This is a genomic window from Aeromonas sp. SE22 (genome assembly GCF_038739755.1).
Lineage (GTDB): Bacteria > Pseudomonadota > Gammaproteobacteria > Enterobacterales > Aeromonadaceae > Aeromonas > Aeromonas jandaei.
The window spans coordinates 26,063-45,963 of record NZ_JBCGFD010000015.1 but is presented as its reverse complement, the minus strand read 5'-3'; the positions used below and the strand labels follow the sequence as shown (position 1 = coordinate 45,963).

17 protein-coding genes are annotated in these 19,901 nt (G+C 58.6%); 10 read left to right on the top strand and 7 right to left on the bottom strand.

The genetic code is table 11. The annotated features are described in order from the left end of the window. Positions 1 to 115 precede the first annotated feature (115 nt). Complete coding sequence (locus AAHA39_RS18040; RefSeq protein ID WP_071914725.1) at positions 116 to 1,705, top strand: alpha-glucoside-specific PTS transporter subunit IIBC; 1,590 nt, start codon at positions 116 to 118, stop codon at positions 1,703 to 1,705. Further along, positions 1,702 to 3,027, top strand: a complete 1,326-nt coding sequence (locus tag AAHA39_RS18035) for a 6-phospho-alpha-glucosidase (protein WP_320656955.1) — start codon at positions 1,702 to 1,704, stop codon at positions 3,025 to 3,027. The genes AAHA39_RS18040 and AAHA39_RS18035 overlap by 4 nt, the downstream gene beginning before the upstream one ends. 62 nt (positions 3,028 to 3,089) lie before the next feature. Here the strand turns inward: AAHA39_RS18035 and AAHA39_RS18030 are convergent, their stop codons facing one another. Further along, positions 3,090 to 4,094 carry a substrate-binding domain-containing protein gene (locus tag AAHA39_RS18030; RefSeq protein WP_033112863.1) on the bottom strand — a complete coding sequence of 335 codons (1,005 nt, stop codon included), beginning with the start codon at positions 4,092 to 4,094 and terminating at the stop codon, positions 3,090 to 3,092. A 434-nt stretch (positions 4,095 to 4,528) separates the two neighbouring features. On the opposite strand from AAHA39_RS18030, the gene AAHA39_RS18025 reads away from it, so the two are divergent. The 7 genes from AAHA39_RS18025 to glpG all read left to right on the top strand — a co-directional run bounded on the left by AAHA39_RS18025 (position 4,529) and on the right by glpG (position 10,669). Further along, complete coding sequence (locus AAHA39_RS18025; protein ID WP_033112864.1) at positions 4,529 to 5,650, top strand: branched-chain amino acid ABC transporter substrate-binding protein; 1,122 nt, start codon at positions 4,529 to 4,531, stop codon at positions 5,648 to 5,650. Between the two features lie 66 nt (positions 5,651 to 5,716). Then, complete coding sequence (livH, locus tag AAHA39_RS18020; RefSeq protein WP_033112865.1) at positions 5,717 to 6,643, top strand: high-affinity branched-chain amino acid ABC transporter permease LivH; 927 nt, start codon at positions 5,717 to 5,719, stop codon at positions 6,641 to 6,643. Then, on the top strand, positions 6,643 to 7,911 hold the full coding sequence (locus tag AAHA39_RS18015) for a high-affinity branched-chain amino acid ABC transporter permease LivM (protein WP_033112866.1): 1,269 nt from the start codon (positions 6,643 to 6,645) through the stop codon (positions 7,909 to 7,911). Before livH ends, AAHA39_RS18015 begins: the two co-directional genes overlap by 1 nt. After that, positions 7,908 to 8,681, top strand: a complete 774-nt coding sequence (gene livG / locus AAHA39_RS18010; protein ID WP_041210591.1) for a high-affinity branched-chain amino acid ABC transporter ATP-binding protein LivG — start codon at positions 7,908 to 7,910, stop codon at positions 8,679 to 8,681. The genes AAHA39_RS18015 and livG overlap by 4 nt, the downstream gene beginning before the upstream one ends. 10 nt (positions 8,682 to 8,691) lie before the next feature. Beyond that, a complete protein-coding gene (locus AAHA39_RS18005) occupies positions 8,692 to 9,393 on the top strand; it encodes an ABC transporter ATP-binding protein (RefSeq protein WP_041210590.1) in 702 nt (233 codons plus the stop codon). A 122-nt stretch (positions 9,394 to 9,515) separates the two neighbouring features. Beyond that, complete coding sequence (glpE, locus tag AAHA39_RS18000) at positions 9,516 to 9,839, top strand: thiosulfate sulfurtransferase GlpE (RefSeq protein WP_043850512.1); 324 nt, start codon at positions 9,516 to 9,518, stop codon at positions 9,837 to 9,839. Next, on the top strand, positions 9,836 to 10,669 hold the full coding sequence (gene glpG / locus AAHA39_RS17995; protein ID WP_320656956.1) for a rhomboid family intramembrane serine protease GlpG: 834 nt from the start codon (positions 9,836 to 9,838) through the stop codon (positions 10,667 to 10,669). Before glpE ends, glpG begins: the two co-directional genes overlap by 4 nt. 65 nt (positions 10,670 to 10,734) lie before the next feature. Here the strand turns inward: glpG and AAHA39_RS17990 are convergent, their stop codons facing one another. Continuing rightward, positions 10,735 to 13,161, bottom strand: coding sequence for a VolA/Pla-1 family phospholipase (locus tag AAHA39_RS17990; protein WP_320656957.1), 2,427 nt, complete (start codon positions 13,159 to 13,161; stop codon positions 10,735 to 10,737). Positions 13,162 to 13,458: 297 nt separating this feature from the next. On the opposite strand from AAHA39_RS17990, the gene ubiK reads away from it, so the two are divergent. Beyond that, positions 13,459 to 13,716 (top strand): ubiquinone biosynthesis accessory factor UbiK, encoded by a 258-nt coding sequence (gene ubiK, locus AAHA39_RS17985; protein ID WP_033112871.1) that lies wholly within the window; start codon positions 13,459 to 13,461, stop codon positions 13,714 to 13,716. A gap of 51 nt (positions 13,717 to 13,767) precedes the next feature. Here ubiK and AAHA39_RS17980 read toward each other — a convergent pair whose 3' ends face one another. The 5 genes from AAHA39_RS17980 to rho all read right to left on the bottom strand — a co-directional run bounded on the left by AAHA39_RS17980 (position 13,768) and on the right by rho (position 19,716). Continuing rightward, positions 13,768 to 14,781 (bottom strand): GGDEF domain-containing protein, encoded by a 1,014-nt coding sequence (locus AAHA39_RS17980; RefSeq protein WP_320656958.1) that lies wholly within the window; start codon positions 14,779 to 14,781, stop codon positions 13,768 to 13,770. 214 nt (positions 14,782 to 14,995) lie between these two features. Continuing rightward, positions 14,996 to 15,694 carry an NAD(P)H-flavin reductase gene (gene fre, locus AAHA39_RS17975; RefSeq protein WP_320656959.1) on the bottom strand — a complete coding sequence of 233 codons (699 nt, stop codon included), beginning with the start codon at positions 15,692 to 15,694 and terminating at the stop codon, positions 14,996 to 14,998. A 146-nt stretch (positions 15,695 to 15,840) separates the two neighbouring features. Beyond that, on the bottom strand, positions 15,841 to 17,310 hold the full coding sequence (gene ubiD, locus AAHA39_RS17970; RefSeq protein ID WP_042032750.1) for a 4-hydroxy-3-polyprenylbenzoate decarboxylase: 1,470 nt from the start codon (positions 17,308 to 17,310) through the stop codon (positions 15,841 to 15,843). Between the two features lie 33 nt (positions 17,311 to 17,343). Then, complete coding sequence (locus AAHA39_RS17965; RefSeq protein WP_320656960.1) at positions 17,344 to 18,342, bottom strand: hypothetical protein; 999 nt, start codon at positions 18,340 to 18,342, stop codon at positions 17,344 to 17,346. Positions 18,343 to 18,450: 108 nt separating this feature from the next. Next, a complete protein-coding gene (rho, locus tag AAHA39_RS17960) occupies positions 18,451 to 19,716 on the bottom strand; it encodes a transcription termination factor Rho (RefSeq protein WP_005339417.1) in 1,266 nt (421 codons plus the stop codon). Positions 19,717 to 19,901 lie beyond the last annotated feature (185 nt).

Here is a 19,901-nt window from a genome sequence, read left to right as displayed (position 1 = left end):
TGCGTCAGATCACATAATTCCAAGATATTTCATGAGGTATCTTTTTATCGTTGCTAATTTGCATCTGGCAACACCGGCAAGGATTCGATTAGCTATTTCAACCAAGGGATAATATATGCTCAGTCAAATTCAACGCTTTGGCGGAGCAATGTTCACTCCTGTACTGCTTTTTCCTTTTGCAGGTATGGTAGTAGGCATTGCAATTATGCTGAAAAACCCGATGTTTGTCGGTGAATCACTGGCAAATCCACAAGGACTGTTTTTCCAGATAATCCATATTATTGAAGAGGGTGGCTGGACAGTATTCAGAAATATGCCGCTAATATTTGCAATTGGCTTGCCAATCGGCCTGGCAAATAAGGCACAAGCCAGAGCCTGTCTGGCTGTATTGGTCAGTTTCATGACTTGGAACTATTTTATCAACGCCATGGGGATGACCTGGGGAAATTATTTTGGGGTCGACTTCAGTCAAGATGTAGGGGGCGAAAGTGGCCTCGCCATGGTCGCGGGAATCAAGACCCTGGATACCAGCATCATAGGGGCCATCGCCATCTCCGGCATCGTGACGGCACTGCACAACCGTCTGTTTGATCGCCAACTGCCGGTCTTTCTCGGCATCTTTCAGGGCAGCTCCTTTGTCACCATTGTCGCCTTCTTCGTGATGATCCCCTGTGCCTGGCTGACACTGCTCGGTTGGCCAAAAGTACAGATGGGCATCGCCTCCCTGCAGAACTTCATGCTGGTTTCGGGTCCGGTCGGGGTGTGGGTGTACACCTTCCTCGAGCGAATTTTGATCCCGACCGGCCTGCATCACTTTATCTACGGCCCCTTCATCTTCGGCCCTGCAGCAGTGGAGGGTGGCATTCAACTCTACTGGGCACAGCACATGCTGGAGTTCAGCCAGAGCACTCGCCCGTTGATTGAGCAGTTCCCTCAGGGTGGTTTTGCCCTGCATGGCAACTCGAAGATTTTCGGTGCCATGGGGATTGCTCTGGCCATCTACGCCACAGCAGCCAAAGAGAACAAGGCCAAGGTAGCAGGCCTGCTGATCCCGGCCACCCTGACCGCCATTCTGGTCGGTATCACCGAGCCGCTGGAGTTCACCTTCCTCTTCATCTCACCGCTGCTGTTTGCCATCCACGCCCTGCTGGCAGCAACCATGTCGACGGTAATGTATCTGTTTGGTGTGGTCGGCAACATGGGCGGGGGGCTGCTCGACCAGTTCCTGCCGCAGAACTGGATACCCATGTTCCACAACCATGCGGGAATGATGTTCACTCAGATCGCAATCGGGTTGGTCTTTACCGGAATCTGGTTCCTGGTATTTCGCGCACTGATTATCCGCCTCAATCTAAAAACACCGGGGCGGGAAGACAGTGAAATAAAGCTTTATTCAAAATCAGATTATCAGGCAGCCAAAAAACAGCGTGGTAGTGATAGCGCAGCGCAAATTATCGAAGCGCTTGGTGGAGTCAAAAATATACGCAGCCTGAATAATTGCGCTACCCGCTTAAGAATATCGTTGGCTAACAGCAAGCTGTCCGCAGCAGATGAGGAGTTTATTAAATTGGGTGCCCATGGGGTCGTCCGCCATGGCGATAGTATCCAGGTAATTATCGGTCTGCATGTACCTCAGGTACGTGAAAATATGGAATCGATTATGAACAACAGTCATCAACAATCGTCTTTAGTAATGGAGTCATGATCATGAAAAAATTCTCTGTAGTCATTGCCGGTGGTGGCAGCACTTTTACTCCTGGTATCGTTCTGATGTTGCTGGAAAATCAGCATCGCTTCCCACTCAAGGAGATCAAATTCTACGACAACGATGGTGCCCGCCAGGAGATCATCGCCGAAGCCTGCAAAATCCTGCTGAAAGAGAAGGCTCCCGAGATCGCCTTCAGCTATGGCACCGACCCCAAAGCAGCGTTTAGCGATGTAGATTTCGTCATGGCCCATATCCGGGTTGGCAAATATCCGATGCGCGAGCTGGACGAGAAGATCCCGCTGCGTCATGGCGTGGTCGGTCAGGAGACCTGCGGCCCGGGCGGTATCGCCTACGGCATGCGTTCCATCGGCGGTGTGCTGGAGCTGGTCGACTATATGGTGCAGTACTCACCCAATGCCTGGATGCTCAACTATTCCAACCCGGCCGCCATCGTCGCCGAAGCGACCCGTCGCCTGCGCCCCAATGCCAAAATCCTCAACATCTGTGATATGCCAATCGGGATCGAGGGGCGCATGGCCCAGATTGCCGGTCTCAAATCCCGCAAAGATATGCGAGTACGCTACTACGGCCTCAACCACTTCGGCTGGTGGACCCGCATCGAGGATCTGGAAGGCAACGACCTGATGCCGAAGATCAAGGAGCACGTTGCCCGCCACGGCTATGTACCCAACAGCGCCAGCCATGCCGAAGCCAGCTGGAACGATACCTTCGCCAAGGCCAGGGATGTGTGGGCGCTCGACCCGGATACCCTGCCCAACACCTATCTGAAGTACTACCTCTACCCGGACTATGTGGTTGCCCACTCCAACCCGGAACACACTCGCGCCAACGAAGTAATGGAGCACCGCGAGAAGCAGGTCTTTACCGCTTGCACCGAGATCGTCAAGGCAGGCAACTCAGCAGCTGGCGAGCTGGAGATCGATGAACACGCCTCCTATATCGTTGACCTAGCAACCGCCATCGCCTTCAACACTCAGGAGCGGATGCTGTTGATCGTTCCCAATCGCGGCGCCATCCCCAACTTTGACCCGGAGGCGATGGTCGAGATCCCCTGCCTGGTCGGCAGCAGCGGGCCAGAGCCGTTGCAGGTGGGCAGCATTCCGCTGTTCCAGCAGGGCATGATGGGCCAGCAGGTCGCGGTCGAGAAACTGGTGGTCGAAGCCTGGGTCGAGCACTCTTACCAGAAGCTGTGGCAAGCCATCACGCTCTCCAAAACAGTACCTAGCGCCTCGGTGGCCAAGTCCATTCTCGATGACTTGATTGAGGCCAACAAAGCCTACTGGCCGGAACTGAAGTAAACTGACTATAAACAAAAACCCCCTCGTAACAGAGGGGGTTTCTCGTTGCAAACAGGGCAGGATCAGCGCAGCGGCTTGACCGAGCGACGAACGATCAGCTCCGGCTGTACCGTCATCGACTCCACTTCCAGCTCCTTGTTGCGGATCCGGCTGACCAGATGCTTCACCGCCAGCTGGCCCAGTTCGGCCTTCGGATGGCGGATGGTAGTTAGCGGCGGGCTGGAGAAGCGCGCCATCTCCACATCGTCGTAACCGATGATGGAGATATCGTCCGGCACCTTGATCCCGGCTTCCCAGGCAGCGCAGATGGCGCCGATCGCCATGGGATCGTCGAAGGCAAAGACCGCTGTCGGGCGAGGCTGCAGGGTCAGGATGCGCTGCATGGCATCGAAACCGCTCTGGCTCTCGTAATCCCCTTCAAAGATCTGCTCCTCTTTCAGGGTCAGACCGTGTTCGCCCAGCGCATCGCGCACCCCGTCCAGTCGCTGCTGGGTGGTCGGCTTGGAGAGCTGACCCGTGATGCAGACGATGTCGCGGTGGCCCTGCTCCATCAGATAGCGCATGGCCATGCGGGCACCGGTGCGGGCGTTGTCATTGATAACGTTGGCGAAATCGCACTCGGTTCCCCAATCCAGCACCACCTGCGGCACATTCTTGTGGATGCGCAGCATGTCGCGCAGCTGAGCGTCGATATCGGTACCAAGCACCAGCAGGCCGTCCACCCGCTTCTCCATCAGCATGCGCAGATAGTGCTGCTGACGGGGCGGCTGGTTTTCGGTGTTGCAGAGGATCAGGCTGTAGCCCTGCTCGAAGCAGTAGGCTTCCACCCCTTGCACCACTTCCGCAAAGAAGGGGTTCACGCTGGTGGTGACCAGCATGCCGATGGTTTTGGTCGAATTTATTTTAAGACTGCGCGCTACCGAGTTGGGCGCGTAGTTGAGTTCTGCCACCGCCTCAATCACTTTCTGGGTCGCGTCTTCGCTGACCCGGCGAGTGTGGTTGAGCACATGTGAGACGGTGGAGATGGATACGCCTGCACGGGAGGCGACATCCTTGATTGTTGCCATCTCTGTCTCCTGACTTTCAAAGGCGGAACATTAGCAGATTTCCCGAATAAAGGCTTGGTTTTAACGAGCTCTGCCACGGAATTGTCAATGCTGGCTAATTTAGGCGCTCATTTTTGTTTGCGCAAACGGATTGTGGTCAAAATGGGAGCAGCATCAGGGTAAAATATCGTCAGATTAATCCTCTGGCGTTTATCCAGACCGCCTCTGGTTATCGAGATGTTAACATCAACTTTCGAAATTAAACTCTAAATGGCGTTTTAAAACAGGTCATTTGTTTCGAAATACCCGCTCACGACCCCCTCTGGTTAGTATCTTTAACATCTTGTTATTGCCCCGTGAGGAATGATAGAACCTTATCTACTGCCGGACATGCAGGTTCTGGATCCGGAAAGGCACACGGGAATGAAACAATCCACTGATTAAAGGATGAATCAATGAATAATTTTGGAAGAATGGCAGTAAAGGCAGCGGTTTCTTTGGCTCTGTTTGGATCAGTTTCCATGGCCCATGCCGCCGATACCATCAAGATCGGCATCGCCGGTCCGGTCACCGGCCCGGTCGCCCAATACGGTGACATGCAGTTCACCGGCGGCAAGATGGCGGTCGAGCAGATCAACAAGGCTGGCGGCATCAAGGGCAAGCAGATCGAAGCGATCGTCTATGACGATGCCTGCGATCCCAAACAAGCAGTGGCAGTAGCCAACAAGGTAGTGAACGACGGCGTCAAATTCGTGGTCGGCCACCTCTGCTCCGACAACACCCTGCCCGCCTCCGACATCTATGAAGACGAGGGGATCCTGATGATCACCCCCGCCTCCACCAACCCCAAGATCACCGAGCGCGGCTACCAGCTGACCCTGCGCACCATAGGTCTGGATAGCGATCAGGGCCCGACTGCCGCCAAATACATCATCGAGCAGGTCAAACCCAAGCGCGTCGCCGTTATCCACGACAAGAAGCAGTATGGCGAAGGCATCGCCTCCAGCGTGAAAGCGGCGCTGGACAAGGCTGGCGTCAAGGTGGTGGCGTTTGAAGGCATCACTGCCGGTGACAAGGACTTCTCCGCCCTGATCGCCAAGCTGCAGAAAGAGAACGTCGATTTCGTCTACTACGGCGGCTATCACCCGGAGCTGGGTCTGATCCTGCGTCAGGCTGGCGAGAAGGGTCTGAAGGCCAAGTTCATGGGCCCGGAAGGGGTAGGCAACAAGGACATCTCCGCCATCGGTGGCCCGGCTTCCGAAGGTCTGCTGGTAACCCTGCCGAACAAGTATGATCTGGTACCGGCCAACGCCCCGCTGGTTGCGGCGTTCAAGGCCAAGGGTCAGGACTCCTCCGGTCCGTTCGTCTGGACTACCTATGCCGCGGTGCAAACCCTGGCGGCCGGTATTGCCAAGGCGGGTGACGAGGATCCGGCTGCCGTTGCTGCCGCAATCAAGGCTGCGCCGGTCGATACCGTGATGGGCCAGCTCAATTGGGCACCGAACGGCGACCTGAAAGGCTTCGAATTCGGTGTGTTCCAGTGGCACGCTGACGGTACCTCTACCCAACTCAAATAATCTGCCGATCGGGGGCGAGCCGACTCGCCCCCTCCTCTCTTTGCGGGCAAGTACAGGGAACGCAGTATGTCCGAACACCTCCTTTATCTCGTTCAGCAGCTGCTGAACGGGTTAACCATAGGCAGCACCTATGCGTTGATCGCCATCGGCTACACCATGGTCTATGGCATCATCGGCATGATCAACTTCGCCCACGGCGAGGTTTACATGATCGGCTCCTATGTCGCTTTCATGGTGATGGCGGGGCTCATGATGATGGGCATCGACAGCACCGTTTTGCTGCTGGGCGGCGCCTTTCTGGTCAGCATCGTCATCACCGGCACCTATGGCTGGACCATAGAGCGGGTCGCCTACCGGCCGCTACGCGGTGGCAACCGGCTGATCCCCCTCATCTCCGCCATCGGCATGTCGATCTTCCTGCAGAACATGATGCGAATGGCGCAGGGCTCGCGGGATATCGCCATGCCCAGCCTCATCTCCGGTGGCTGGACCCTGGGCGAGGCTGACGGCTTTCAGGCCAGCCTCTCCTATATGCAGCTCATCATCTTCGTGATCACCTTCGTCACCATGCTGGCGCTGACCCAGTTCATCGGCCGCTCCCGCATGGGGCGCGCCTGCCGCGCCTGCTCGGAAGATATCAAGATGGCCAACCTGTTAGGGATAGACACCCACGTGGTCATCTCCATCACCTTCGTGCTGGGGGCCGCGCTGGCCGCCGTTGCCGGGGTGCTGCTCGGCATGTACTACGGCGTCATCAACCCCTACCTCGGCTTTATGGCCGGGCTGAAAGCCTTCACTGCCGCGGTATTGGGCGGCATCGGCAGCATTCCCGGCGCCGTGCTGGGCGGTCTGCTGCTCGGCGTGGTGGAAGCGCTCACTGCCGGCTACCTCAGCACCGAATACAAGGATGTGATGGCGTTCGCCCTGCTCATCTTTGTGCTGCTGTTTATGCCGACCGGCATTCTGGGCCGCCCGGAAGTGGAGAAAGTATGATGAAACGCCAATTCATCCATGCCTGCATCGCCAGCCTGGTGCTGCTGGTGCTCTCCTTCTGGCTGCTCGGCTTCAAGCTGGAGACCGATGGCTCCCGTCTGCTGGTGGTTAGTCGCCTCGATGTGTCGCTGGCCTGGCTGCTGGGCGGCGCAACTCTGGTGTTCTGGTTCCAGCTGCTGCGCGGCCAGATTGCCAAGCTGTTCCAGGCATCCATCAGCGGCTTCTCGGTCGGCTTCGGCAAGCTGGTGCTGCCGAGTCAGGAAGAAGCACCACGCCTCTACAACACCACCGCCATTCTGGTACTGCTGTTTGCGGTGAGCTGGCCCTTTATGGCCTCTCGCGGTGCCATCGATCTGGCCACTCTCACCCTGATTTACATCATGCTGGGGCTGGGTCTGAACGTGGTGGTCGGCCTCGCCGGTCTGCTCGATCTCGGCTATGTCGGCTTCTATGCGGTCGGCGCCTACAGCTACGCCCTGCTCAACAACTACTTCGGGCTGAGCTTCTGGGAGTGTCTGCCCATTGCCGGTGGTCTGGCGGCCCTGTTCGGCTTCCTGCTCGGCTTCCCGGTGCTGCGGCTGCGGGGGGACTATCTGGCCATCGTCACCCTCGGCTTTGGCGAGATCATCCGGATTTTGCTCAACAACATGACCAGCCTGACCGGCGGCCCCAACGGTATCTCCGGCATTCCCAAACCGACCCTGGGCGGTCTGGAGTTCAACCGCACCGTCAAGGATGGCGGCTTCGAGACCTTCCATGAGTTCTTCGGCATCGCCTACAACGCCAACCACAAGGTGATCTTCCTCTACCTGATGGCGCTGGTGCTGGTGATCGCCACCCTGTTCGTCATCAACCGCCTGCTGCGCATGCCGCTGGGTCGCGCCTGGGAAGCGCTGCGGGAAGACGAGATCGCCTGCAAATCGCTGGGGCTCAACCCCACCATCATCAAGCTGACCGCCTTCACCATAGGCGCCACCTTTGCCGGTTTTGCGGGAAGTTTCTTTGCCTCCCGGCAGGGCTTTATCAGCCCGGAATCCTTCGTCTTTATCGAGTCGGCCATCGTGCTCGCCATCGTGGTGCTGGGCGGCATGGGCTCGCAAATCGGGGTGGTGCTGGCTGCCATCGTGATGACCGTGCTGCCCGAGCTGGCTCGCGAGTTCAACGAGTACCGCATGCTGATGTTCGGCCTCTTGATGGTGTTCATGATGATCTGGCGGCCACAGGGATTGCTGCCGATGACCCGTCCGCATCTGGAGTTGAAGAAATGAGTACTCATCAGAAGTTAATGGAAGTCTCTGATCTGTCGATGCGCTTCGGAGGGTTGCTGGCAGTCAACGGGGTCAAGCTGGATATCGACAAGGGCGAGGTGATCTCCATCATCGGCCCCAACGGCGCAGGCAAGACCACCATTTTCAACTGCCTGACTGGCTTCTATCGCCCGAGCGGCGGCACCATCCGCTACAAGGGTGAGGAGATCCAGGGGTTACCCGGTCACCTCATCGCCCGCAAGGGAATCGTGCGTACCTTCCAGCACGTCCGGCTGTTCAAGGAGATGACGGCGGTGGAGAACCTGCTGGTTGCCCAGCACAGGCACCTCAACACCGGCTTTCTGGCCGGGCTGTTCAAGACCCCCTCGTTCCGCCGTGCCGAAGAGGAGGGGCTGGAGCAGGCCGCCTTCTGGCTGGATAAGGTGGGGCTCAAGGATCTCTCCAACCGCGCCGCCGGCAACCTGGCCTACGGTCAGCAGCGCCGGCTCGAGATCGCCCGCTGCATGGCGACCCGCCCCGAGCTGCTGATGCTGGATGAACCAGCTGCCGGCCTCAACCCGAAGGAGACCGACGAGCTGGATGAGCTCATCATGAGCCTGCGGGATGAATTCGGGGTCTCGGTGCTGCTGATCGAACACGATATGAAGCTGGTGATGGGTATCTCCAACCGCATCTTCGTGGTCAGTCAGGGCACCCCGCTGGCCCACGGCAAGCCGGACGAAATCCGCAACAATCCGGCAGTGATCAAGGCCTATCTGGGCGAGTCGTAAGGAACACAAGATGTTAGAACTTCGCAACGTATCGACCCACTACGGCAAAATTCAGGCACTGCACGACGTCAGCGTCGAGGTGAAAGAGGGAGAAATCGTCACCCTGATCGGTGCCAACGGCGCCGGCAAGACCACCCTGCTGATGACCCTCTGCGGCGAGCCCAAGCCCAGCAGCGGCTCCATCTGGTTCGAGGGGGAGCAGATCAGTGACCTCTCCACCGCCCGCATCATGCGCAAGGATATTGCCGTGGTGCCGGAGGGACGCCGCATCTTTGCCCGTCTGACGGTGGAGGAGAACCTGCTGATGGGCGCCTTCTTCGTAGACAAGGCAGAGCAGCATGGTCTGCTTGATCAGGTGTTTACCCTGTTCCCGCGCCTGCATGAGCGGCTGGAGCAGCGCGCTGGCACCATGTCCGGCGGCGAGCAGCAGATGCTGGCCATCGGCCGCGCCCTGATGAGCAAGCCGCGCCTGCTGCTGCTGGACGAGCCCTCGCTGGGGTTGGCCCCCATCGTCATCCAGCAGATCTTCGACACCATAGAGCAGCTGCGCCAGAAGGGGATGACCATCTTTCTGGTGGAGCAGAACGCCAATCAGGCGCTCAAGCTGGCCGACCGCGGCTATGTGCTGGAGAACGGCCGCGTGGTGCTGCAGGACACGGGAGCGGCACTGCTCGCCAACCCGGCGGTGCGGCAGGCTTATCTCGGCGGTTAACCCACTGAGCCGCATGCCATATCGACAAGGGAGCCACAGGCTCCCTTATCTTTTGTGGGGTTAGTTTGCGCCCAAGCTTGCGGTACACTGACCGGCAATCAACCTATTCGCAGGACATCCAGATGGACCAGTTTGCCCATATCAATGCCCATGATGCCCACCAGAAACTGAGTGCAGGCGAAGCCCGCCTGGTGGACATTCGCGACCCGCAATCCTTCGCGGCAGCCCATGCGGTTGGCGCCTTCCACCTCACCAACGGCACTCTGGTGCGCTTCATGAACGAGGTGGAGTTCGACACCCCGGTCATAGTGATGTGCTACCACGGCAACAGCAGCCAGGGCGCAGCCCAGTACCTGCTGCAACAGGGGTACGACGAGGTTTACAGTCTGGATGGCGGCTTCGAGGCGTGGCGCCGGGAGTTTCCCATCGAGGCAGGCGAAGCATGATCCAGCTGCTGGTGCTCGACAACGCCCGCATGGCGCAGGCGCTGGTGGACTATCTGGCGACGCTGGGGATCTCCTGCGAGCTGACCCAGTCCGAGCTGGGGGTCACCATCTGGCTGGCTGACGAGCAGCGCCTTGCTCAGGCCCAGCTGGAGGTGAAACGCTTCCTCGCCGAGCCGAACCACCCTCGCTATATGGAAGCCTCCTGGCAGTCCGGCCGGGCCGATGCCCGCATCGACTACAGCAAGGGGATGACGGATCCCGTCACCGATTTCCTCCATCAGGCGGGGCCACTGACACTGGTGGTCATCATCGCCTGTCTCGCCATCTACGGCATCGATGCCATCGGCCTGCCTATCTACGACGAACTGGCCTTCCACCCGACGCTGGCCCAGTTCACCGACTGGCAGGCATGGCGCTACTTTACCCCGGCCTTCATCCACTTCTCGGTGCTCCATCTGGTGTTCAACTTGCTCTGGTGGTGGTATCTCGGCGGCCAGATCGAGCAGCGTCTTGGCAGCGGCAAGCTGCTGATCCTGCTGCTTGTGGGCGCCGCCCTGCCCAATATCGCCGAGTTCTTCGCCAGCGGCCCGCTGTTTGGCGGCCTCTCCGGCGTGATCTATGCCCTGCTCGGCTACTGCTGGCTGCGCAGCAAGCTGCAACCGGCCTGTGGCCTGACTCTGCCACCGGCGCTGATGGGCTTTATGCTGTTCTGGATGGTGCTCGGCTTCTTCGACATGCTCGGCACCAGCACCGCCAATATCGCCCACCTGACCGGTCTGCTGGTCGGCCTGCTGCAAGGCTGGCTGGATCGCAACCACCAGCCGGGTTGATTTTTCAGCTGCTGTAGAAACGAGAACGCCGCCCCAAAGGGCGGCGTTTTTTATGGTCTGCGCCATTACTGCTTGAGCAGGGTATTGTCAGTCACCTGCACTGCCGCGCCACCGCTCATAAAGAAGCTGGCAAACTCGGTCTGCATCTCGCTGGTCACCAGCGCATTGCTGTCATTGCCATCAGGCGCCAACAGCGAGCTGTGACCACCGGCCACAAAGCGGGCTGCATGGTGGCTGGCAGGGATCACACCCGGCCCGCCTTGCAACGCCTGCAAACCCAACACCTTGAACAGCGGCTCGGTGCCACCAAGCGGTGCAGAGGCAATGCGGTTCGGGATCACCTGATCCGGCAGATTGAGTGCACCATCGCCCACGATTTCGGTAGCAAACAGCGGGAAGTTGCTCTTGATGCCGCGACCCAGGTTGATCGGGTCGGCAGAGTCGAGCACTGTCTGGGCAGCAAAGCTGTAGCTCTGCAGCGTCGTGGCTGCGGCCGCCTGAGTGGTCGCATTCAGACTGGGCAGGAACTCGTTGACGAAGCAGGTTGCCTTGACTGTCTTGCAGTTGGGTTCATAGGCCGCAAAGCCCGCTTTCAACTCGGGGCTGCCTGCTGTCAGCACGCTCATCTTGATGGTCGGCCCGAAGCTGGGGGAGTCGAGCAGCAGCGGGGCGATACCGCCGCCCGGCATCGCCAGACCACCGGTATCGAACTTGAACAGGGCATCAGCCAGGGTACTGCCAGTTGTCTGGTTGGCGACCGCCAGCAGATTGGCCCCGGTAATGGCACCGAGTGAGTGACCGAGGAAGTGCACCTTGATATTTCCAGCACTGCCGATCACGTTGCCGCTGTTGGCCAGGCCCACCGCCAGACGCAGACCCAGCAGGTCGGCCACGCTCTGTTTCAGGTTGTCCCGCGCTACCGTCAGATAACCCAGATTCAGGTAGGGAGTCGGGTTTGCCGAGGTGGTCACCGTCGCCATACTGCCGCTAAGAGCGAAGCCACGTTCACCATGCAGTGGATGATCGATCACCACTACAGCTACCTTTTTACCAGCCCCCATACCTGCGCCAATTTGGCCCAGCGCCAGCGCATAGGCATTCTCCTTGATGGAGGTGACCCCGTGCTGATAGATGATCACATCGGTGATGGTATTAAGAGCATCTTTGGCAAAAATTCGCATCGGCACGGATTGTACTTCGGTCAATGCCGGCAGGGGATTGAAGCGGCCGATATTGTGCTCGCTATCCAGCGGCTTGCCACCGGAGGTGAGGGTCACCCCGATCAGTTTGCTCGCCTCGGTCAGCAGATCGCTCTGGCGGGTCGGGTCAGCGATCAGTGTTGCCAACAGAGTCGGATCCACTCCGGCACTAACCAGTCCGCCAATCACTTCACTATCACCCGCCTTCAGAGCATTGGCGATGGCATAGAGGCTGGGGATGGCACCATGCCAAGACTGGGTCTTGGCCTTGTCCCATGACCCGGCTACTGACGGTGTAGAGAGGAAATAAGGAAGCTTGACGGTTCCGGTATATACCGTTGTCAGATTGGCAATATTTGTGAGCTGTGTGCTGTTGGCAATAGTGGTAGCCAGTAGATTTTTCTGATCCGACGGCAGGAACTGCTCATTAGCCATCTGGGTCAGGAAAGCACCGCTACCTGTCACTGCCATGGTATAGGTGCTAGGCAGGCTGGTATTGCCCTTGGCATCCTGTTTCCATACCTTGGCGGCGTCCAGACCGTTCTGTGCCACCTTGGCTGCAGCCCCTTTCACCGCCAGCAGCACATCTGCGCCGGACTGGGTGGCAAACCAGTCGGAGAAGATCACCCGATCACTGGTAATGCCGGTGGCAGATTTGAACAGCCCCTCTTGCAGCGCAACCAGATTGCTGATGCTCTGCTCCTGAGTCGTGGTGCCACTGTTTGTCTTGTAGGTGCTGTAGTCACTGCCAGCCTTGAGCGGTGTTCCGCGACTGTCTTTGAGCGAATCGGTGGCGACAATCATGTAATAGGAGGAGGGATTCAGCGGCTTGAGCGGTACCAGATTGAGAGTGCCACCGGCAGCACGAACAACAAAATCCGTACCATAGACCAGCGGCTGGTTATTCTTCACGCCATTTGGCTGCAGAGTCGTCGGATCCAGTGTCAGCTCCAGCAGATAGATGGGGGCGACAGAGGCGGCAAAGTCTGCGTCAGCAGGAGCAGGAACCGACACGCCACTTACGGTGGCCGGGTTCAGCTGAATGGGTTGGGTAGTAGACCAGCCATCCAGCGTGGAGAGAGCGGATACCGGGTTGGAGAGATCCTGAGTCTCGGTCGAAAATTTCAGGGTGCCATCGCTGGCACGGGGCGCCAGTACGCTGGGGCGCGCACCACTCATCCCACTAAGGGCGTAGTCGAGGGTACTGGTGGTATCCCCCATCTTGTCATTCTCACCACCACATCCGGCCAGCAAGGCACTGATGACGGCTGCATAAATTAGCTTCTTCTTCATTTTTTGTTCTCTTTATCAGGTTGTTATCCATCACAAACCAACGAAGCGCTGATCACTTCGACCGCACAAACTTAACATGAAAACAACAACACTCAGACTCACACTGGTCATATTCCAATCAGGTTTGTGCTCTGCATCATGGTTTCAGGTCAACAAGGGGGCGCAAGGGTAGCAGCAGTTGGCACATCACCAGACCCGACCAGCAATAACGGGCTGTGCGGTGTAAAAAGCTGCCGCGATCTCGGCAAAATGAGGGAATTGTCGGTAGAATGTCCACCAACGCTTAAGGAGGACATCATGATCGACCCGAAGAAACTGGAAGAGATCGCCAAACAGGTACACAACTCCCTGCCGCCCGGCATCCGCAGCATGGGCGAAGAGGCCGAAAAGAAGATCCGTCAGGTGTTGCAGGCACAGCTCAACAAGCTGGATCTGGTAAGCCGTGAAGAGTTCGACGTGCAGACCAAGGTTCTGCTGCGTACCCGGGAAAAACTGGCCGCCCTCGAAAGCAAGCTGGCTCAACTCGAAGAGCAGCTCGGCGCCAAAGGCGAATAACGGAAACCCCAGCATGGCTGGGGTTTCTGCTTTACGGGGCTCGGGTTGTCGTCACACCCGCAGCAAGTGCCAGGCCCGTTTGCCGCGCGCCTTCGCCTCATACATCGCCTGATCGGCCACCTCCAGCGCCTGCCGAAACGACAGAGATGCCCCCTCCCACAAAGCGATGCCGATACTGAGCCCGACCCGTTGCGAACAACCGGGTCTGGGCACATAGCTTTGCATCCGGCCAATCAGGGCATCGGCCAGCTCGGCCAGGGTATGGCTCGAAACCCCCCGGCTGAGGTGCACCACAAATTCGTCGCCACCGTAGCGACCACACAGGGCCGAGCCCGGCATGATAAGACGCAGCCACTCCGCCATCTGCTGCAAAACCTGATCGCCACAGGCATGACCTAGCTGGTCATTGATCCCCTTGAAATCGTCCAGATCGATAAAGAGCAGCGCTCCTGCTCCGTCATGTTGCTGCTGAGCAAAGGCCTTGCCAAACCCCTGCCGGTTGAGCAGGCCGGTCAGGGCATCGCTGTTGGCACGCTCCGCCAGCCTCTGCTCATAGGCTTTGCGCTGGGTGATATCGATATGGGAACCCATGATCCGCAGTGGCTTGCCATCGGCGTCGCGATCGACCACCCGCCCCCGATCCCAGAGCCAGGTGACCTCGCCTTGCGGGTTGATGGTGCGGTATTCAACTTCGTAGAAGGGGGTTTTCCCCTCGAGATGCTCGAAATAGCTGCCCATGGCGTGAGCGCGATCGTCGGGGTGGAGCTTGGCGCTCCATTGGTCGAAGTGGGGAGCCATGTCGCCAACCTGAAAGTTCTGCAGATTGAACACCCGCAATTCACCGGTCGGGATCATCCCCTGCCAGAGACAGATGCCGGTGCCATCGAGGGCGGCGTTGAGCTTCTCCTGCAGCAAGCTGTTTTCATGCTTCAGAGCGGCAATTTCTGCCTGCAGCCGGGTCAGTTCACCAATACGGGAGGAGGAGATCAGGGTCGCCGCTGGCTCCGCAGAACCCAGCTCTCCCCTTGCATCTTCTGTCGATGATCTTCCCTCTTCGCTCAACACAGCGCCTCCTCGCCCCATCCCGGAATATCCTTATCCTGCCGCCGACAATCACGCACAAAGATGCCACCAGCTGCAGGTAATTAGTAGCCATTCATACCTGAAATTGCGAAAAAAACTGGACTTGAATGACGAACTCCACAATATCCCGAACTGGTCGCGCCACCATAGCAAAACCCCCGGCTTGACCGGGGGTTTTGGCAGCACAAACGGCTTGTCAGATGAACTCGTAAGCGTCGCCGAAGATGCGTTCCGGCTCGGCACCGAGGATCTTGAACTCCTCACGGGCCGCCCCCGCCATCTCGAAGCGACCGGCGACATAGATGTCGTACTCATGGAGGCTGACGAAATCATCCATGATCGCCTTGTGTACCAGACCGGTACGGCCACTCCAGTCGCTCTCAGGCTCCTGCACCACCGGGATGAAGGTGAGCGGCGCGTAGTCACGCTCCCACTGCTGCATCTGCTCCAGCTCGTAGAGCCAGTGCGCCTGACGCACCCCCCAGTAGAAGAAGACCGGACGCTTGCTGCCGCTGTCGATCAGGTACTCCAGAATCGATTTGGCATAGGAGAAACCGGTGCCGCCGGCCATCATGATCAGCGGGCGGGGCGACTCGTTGCGCAGGAACGCCTTGCCGGCGGGCAGCTCGACCTCGATCTCCCCCTGTTCGCGCATACGGGCCAGCACCTGACCGGCATAGGCGTTTTCGGGAGTAGCGCCGATTTGCAGCTCCAGCACGCCCGGGCGGGTCGGCGAGTTGGCGATGGAGAAGGGACGCTTGTCCGAATCGCTCATCACCACCAGCAGATACTGGCCCGGCTTGAAGCTGACCTCTTGCTGCGGCGTCAGGGCCACATGCCAGATGGTGTCGACATATTCGCGCAGTTCCTCTACGCGGCATTTGATACGTTGCATTCTTGTCCTTGTGGCGGGTTCGCTCGACCCGCTTCGCTCATTGTTTCACTGTCAGGTGATAACCAGCACTGCTGGCCCCATTGGTCGAGGATACCCAAATCGCTGCGGATCTCATCCATTTTCGCAGCAAACGGGCCATTTTCGCCTCAACCGAGGATATTCAACTCATCCCAGATGGCATCGATCTTCTGCTTCACCGTCTCATCCTGCACGATGGGCTGACCCCACTCGCGGTTGGTCTCCCCCGGCCACTTGTTGGTGGCATCCAGCCCCATCTTGGAGCCCAGGCCGGAGATGGGCGAGGCGAAGTCCAGATAGTCGATCGGGGTGTGCTCGATCAGGGTGGTATCACGAGCCGGGTCCATCCGGGTGGTAATGGCCCAGATCACATCCTTCCAGTCGCGGGCGTTGACGTCGTCATCACACACCACCACGAACTTGGTATACATGAACTGGCGCAGGAAAGACCAGACCCCCAGCATCACCCGCTTGGCGTGGCCCGGGTAACGCTTCTTGATGGTGACCACCGCCATCCGGTAGGAGCACCCCTCTGGCGGCAGATAGAAGTCGACGATCTCGGGGAACTGCTTCTGCAGCAGCGGCACGAACACCTCGTTCAGCGCCAGACCCAGCACCGCCGGCTCATCGGGCGGACGGCCGGTGTAGGTGCTGTGATAGATGGCATCCTTGCGCATCGTCATGTGGGTGATGGTAAAGACCGGGAACTCGTCCACCTCGTTGTAGTAACCGGTGTGGTCGCCATAAGGGCCTTCCGGCGCCATCTCGCCGGGTTCCAGATAGCCTTCCAGCACGATCTCGGCGCTGGCGGGCACCTCCAAGTCACAGCTGATGGCTTTTACCACCTCGGTACGGCTGCCGCGCAGCAGACCGGCAAAGGCGTATTCGGAGAGGGTATCCGGCACTGGCGTCACGGCACCGAGAATGGTCGCCGGATCGGCACCGAGCGCCACCACCACCGGGAAGCGCTCGCCCGGATGGGCCTCCTGCCACTCGCGAAAATCGATGGCTCCGCCGCGATGATCCAGCCAGCGCATGATCAGCTTGTTCTTGGCGATCTTCTGCTGACGGTAGATGCCGAGGTTCTGCCGCTTCTTGTAGGGGCCGCGGGTGATGGTGAGACCCCAGGTGACCAGCGGCGCCACATCACCCGGCCAGCAGTGCTGGATCGGGATCTGGTCGAGATCGACCGCATCCCCCTCCTGCACCACCTGCTGGCAAGGGGCGGAAGAGAGGCGCTTGGTCGGCATATTGAGTACCTGCTTGAAGATCGGCAGCTTCTCCATCAGCTCCTTGAAGCCACGAGGCGGTTCCGGCTCCTTCAGATAGGAGAGCCATACCCCGACCTGACGCAGGGCGCTCACATCGGGCTGGCCCATCCCCATGGCGACCCGATCCGGGGTACCAAACAGGTTGGTCAACACCGGCATGGTGTAGCCTTTGGGATTTTCAAACAGCAGAGCCGGGCCGCCCGCACGCAGGGTGCGGTCGCTGATTTCGGTCATCTCCAGATAGGGGTCTATCTCGCGGGTAATCCGCTTGAGTTGTCCGTTCTGTTCCAGCTGCGCGACGAAATCACGCAAGTCCTTGTATTTCATGCAGGTTCCCAACCAGATTCAGGAGGTGAGGCATTATAACCCTGGCCGCCTCTCCGGTGTACCCGAATCGGGGAAGAGAGTCGGAGTCATGGGATTCTGATCATGCTGCCCAAGGCGTTTGGCCAGCGCCGACAACAGCAATGGCTCATCCACCTCCATCAACAGATCGGCCACCAGAGATCCATACTGCCGGTTGGCCAGCTCACCAAGCAGGTAGCTTCTTGCCTGTTGCGGCAGGGGGGAAAGCGCGCTCAGCTGGCGCAGGGCCGGCTCTTTCAGATGGGGATTGGTGCTCGCAGCGATCAGCAACTCGCTGGCCTCATTACCCTGATGAAAGCGGTTGATGGTGGCCAGCGCAGCCAGAGCATCCTGATCCACCGGTTGGCGCCAGAGGCGGCTGTAGAGTGCCGGCTCGCCGGTACGCTGCAGCAGGTAACTCAGTAGACGGTTGTCAGGCAGATAGATGTTCTGGGCAGCCAGCGTCCGGCTCTCGCGCTGCAGCAGGGAAACCGGCTGCTGATCGAGGGCCTGCAGCAGCGCCTGTTGCTGACGAGCCAGCTCGGGGTTGCCGCGGTAGTAGATCGACTTGAAACCGAAAGTGCCCTGCTCCAGTTGCTGGCGATAATCAGCCTGCCACGCCAGTTGCTGCCACTGACCCAGCAGCAGCCGGGCCTGAGCGGAAAAATCGTAGGCGGGTTGCTGAACCAGAAAGCCATCCACCCGCTGCTCGACCAGCCACCGGGGTGCCTTGTCTGCCTGGGCTGCCACCCAGGCGTGCAGTTCGGGTGACGCCGGCCGGGTCACGTTGATATTGCGCAACAGTTGCAGCAGCAGATACTCGCGCTGCTCGCGGCTCTGGGTCGCCAGCAGAGAATCGACAGCGGCAAACTGCCCCTGTTGCAGGCAATTCGACAGATAGCGCAAATCGGTGCCCAGCTCGGCGGCCGCCACCGAAGGAGGCTCTGGCACGTTCTGCGCAAAAGTCGGGATACCGAACAGCAATCCCGGCAGTAACCAGTAAACGGGTTTCATGACGTCTCTATCCTTGTGACATCGAAGCTTCATACTACCCAGTCGGCCGAAATTTAGATAAACAAAAACCGCGACCTTGGCCGCGGTTTTGTCATTTTCTGACCTGACTTATTTCTGCTGGCGCCGCATGGCGTCGAAGAACTCGTCGTTGGTCTTGGTCATCGCCAGTTTGTCGATGAGGAATTCGATACCGTCAATCTCGCCCATCGGGTGGACAATCTTGCGCAGGATCCACATCTTCTGCAGCTCGTCACCGGAAGTGAGCAGCTCTTCTTTACGAGTACCTGAACGGGTGATGTCGATAGCCGGATAGACGCGCTTCTCGGCAATCTTGCGCGAGAGGTGCAGCTCCATGTTGCCGGTACCCTTGAACTCTTCGTAGATAACCTCGTCCATCTTGGAACCGGTATCGATCAGCGCGGTGGCGATGATGGTCAGGCTGCCGCCCTCTTCAACATTACGCGCGGCGCCGAAGAAGCGCTTGGGACGGTGCAGGGCGTTGGCGTCCACACCACCGGTCAGTACCTTGCCGGATGACGGAATAACGGTGTTGTAGGCACGAGCCAGACGGGTGATGGAGTCCAGCAGGATCACTACGTCTTTCTTGTGCTCGACCAGACGCTTGGCCTTCTCGATCACCATTTCGGCAACCTGAACGTGACGGGATGCCGGCTCGTCGAAGGTGGAAGCGATCACTTCACCTTTAACCATGCGCTGCATCTCGGTCACCTCTTCCGGACGCTCGTCGATCAGCAGAACGATCAGTTCACAGTCAGGATGGTTGTAGGCGATGCTCTGGGCGATGTTCTGCAGCAGCATGGTCTTACCGGCCTTGGGCGGCGCCACGATCAGGCCACGCTGACCTTTACCGATCGGGGAGGCCAGATCCAGTACGCGAGCAGTGATGTCTTCGGTAGAACCGTTGCCACGCTCCATGCGCAGACGCTCGTTGGCGTGCAGCGGAGTGAGGTTTTCAAACAGGATCTTGTTGCGGGAGTTTTCCGGACGGTCGTAGTTGACCTCGTTGACCTTGAGCAGCGCGAAGTAGCGTTCGCCCTCTTTCGGCGGCCGGATCTTGCCGGAGATGGTATCGCCGGTACGCAGGTTGAAGCGGCGGATCTGGCTCGGGGAGACGTAGATATCGTCAGGGCCCGCCAGGTAGGAACCGTCAGCACTGCGCAGGAACCCGAAACCGTCGGTCAGGATTTCCAGCACACCGTCGCCAAAGATATCCTCGCCACCCTTGGCGTGCGCCTTGAGGATCGCGAAAATAATGTCTTTCTTGTGCGCCCGAGCCAGATTTTCCAACCCCATGGATTCGCCGAGCTTGACCAGCTCAGACACAGGAGTGTTCTTTAATTCAGTCAGATTCATAGTGGTGAAAGTCTGTAAGCAAGGATTGAAATGAGGAGACAGTCTGCTGGATTGATGCTGATCGGATTTGACTTGCCAGGCTAGCAATGGAGTCAGGCAAAAAGGTTAGCAAACGAGCGATAAACTAGCACCAATCGGGATGAGCGTCTAGGTGATAAAACAGAAGGAGCGCATTATTGCAATGC

Bases quoted from the DNA above. Each gene is read 5' to 3' on its own strand.
- AAHA39_RS18040 (WP_071914725.1), top strand. From the start codon at position 116: ATGCTCAGTCAAATTCAACGCTTTGGCGGAGCAATGTTCACTCCTGTA.
- AAHA39_RS18035 (WP_320656955.1), top strand. From the start codon at position 1,702: ATGATCATGAAAAAATTCTCTGTAGTCATTGCCGGTGGTGGCAGCACT.
- AAHA39_RS18030 (WP_033112863.1), bottom strand. From the start codon at position 4,094: ATGGCAACAATCAAGGATGTCGCCTCCCGTGCAGGCGTATCCATCTCC.
- AAHA39_RS18025 (WP_033112864.1), top strand. From the start codon at position 4,529: ATGAATAATTTTGGAAGAATGGCAGTAAAGGCAGCGGTTTCTTTGGCT.
- livH (WP_033112865.1), top strand. From the start codon at position 5,717: ATGTCCGAACACCTCCTTTATCTCGTTCAGCAGCTGCTGAACGGGTTA.
- AAHA39_RS18015 (WP_033112866.1), top strand. From the start codon at position 6,643: ATGAAACGCCAATTCATCCATGCCTGCATCGCCAGCCTGGTGCTGCTG.
- livG (WP_041210591.1), top strand. From the start codon at position 7,908: ATGAGTACTCATCAGAAGTTAATGGAAGTCTCTGATCTGTCGATGCGC.
- AAHA39_RS18005 (WP_041210590.1), top strand. From the start codon at position 8,692: ATGTTAGAACTTCGCAACGTATCGACCCACTACGGCAAAATTCAGGCA.
- glpE (WP_043850512.1), top strand. From the start codon at position 9,516: ATGGACCAGTTTGCCCATATCAATGCCCATGATGCCCACCAGAAACTG.
- glpG (WP_320656956.1), top strand. From the start codon at position 9,836: ATGATCCAGCTGCTGGTGCTCGACAACGCCCGCATGGCGCAGGCGCTG.
- AAHA39_RS17990 (WP_320656957.1), bottom strand. From the start codon at position 13,161: ATGAAGAAGAAGCTAATTTATGCAGCCGTCATCAGTGCCTTGCTGGCC.
- ubiK (WP_033112871.1), top strand. From the start codon at position 13,459: ATGATCGACCCGAAGAAACTGGAAGAGATCGCCAAACAGGTACACAAC.
- fre (WP_320656959.1), bottom strand. From the start codon at position 15,694: ATGCAACGTATCAAATGCCGCGTAGAGGAACTGCGCGAATATGTCGAC.
- ubiD (WP_042032750.1), bottom strand. From the start codon at position 17,310: ATGAAATACAAGGACTTGCGTGATTTCGTCGCGCAGCTGGAACAGAAC.
- AAHA39_RS17965 (WP_320656960.1), bottom strand. From the start codon at position 18,342: ATGAAACCCGTTTACTGGTTACTGCCGGGATTGCTGTTCGGTATCCCG.
- rho (WP_005339417.1), bottom strand. From the start codon at position 19,716: ATGAATCTGACTGAATTAAAGAACACTCCTGTGTCTGAGCTGGTCAAG.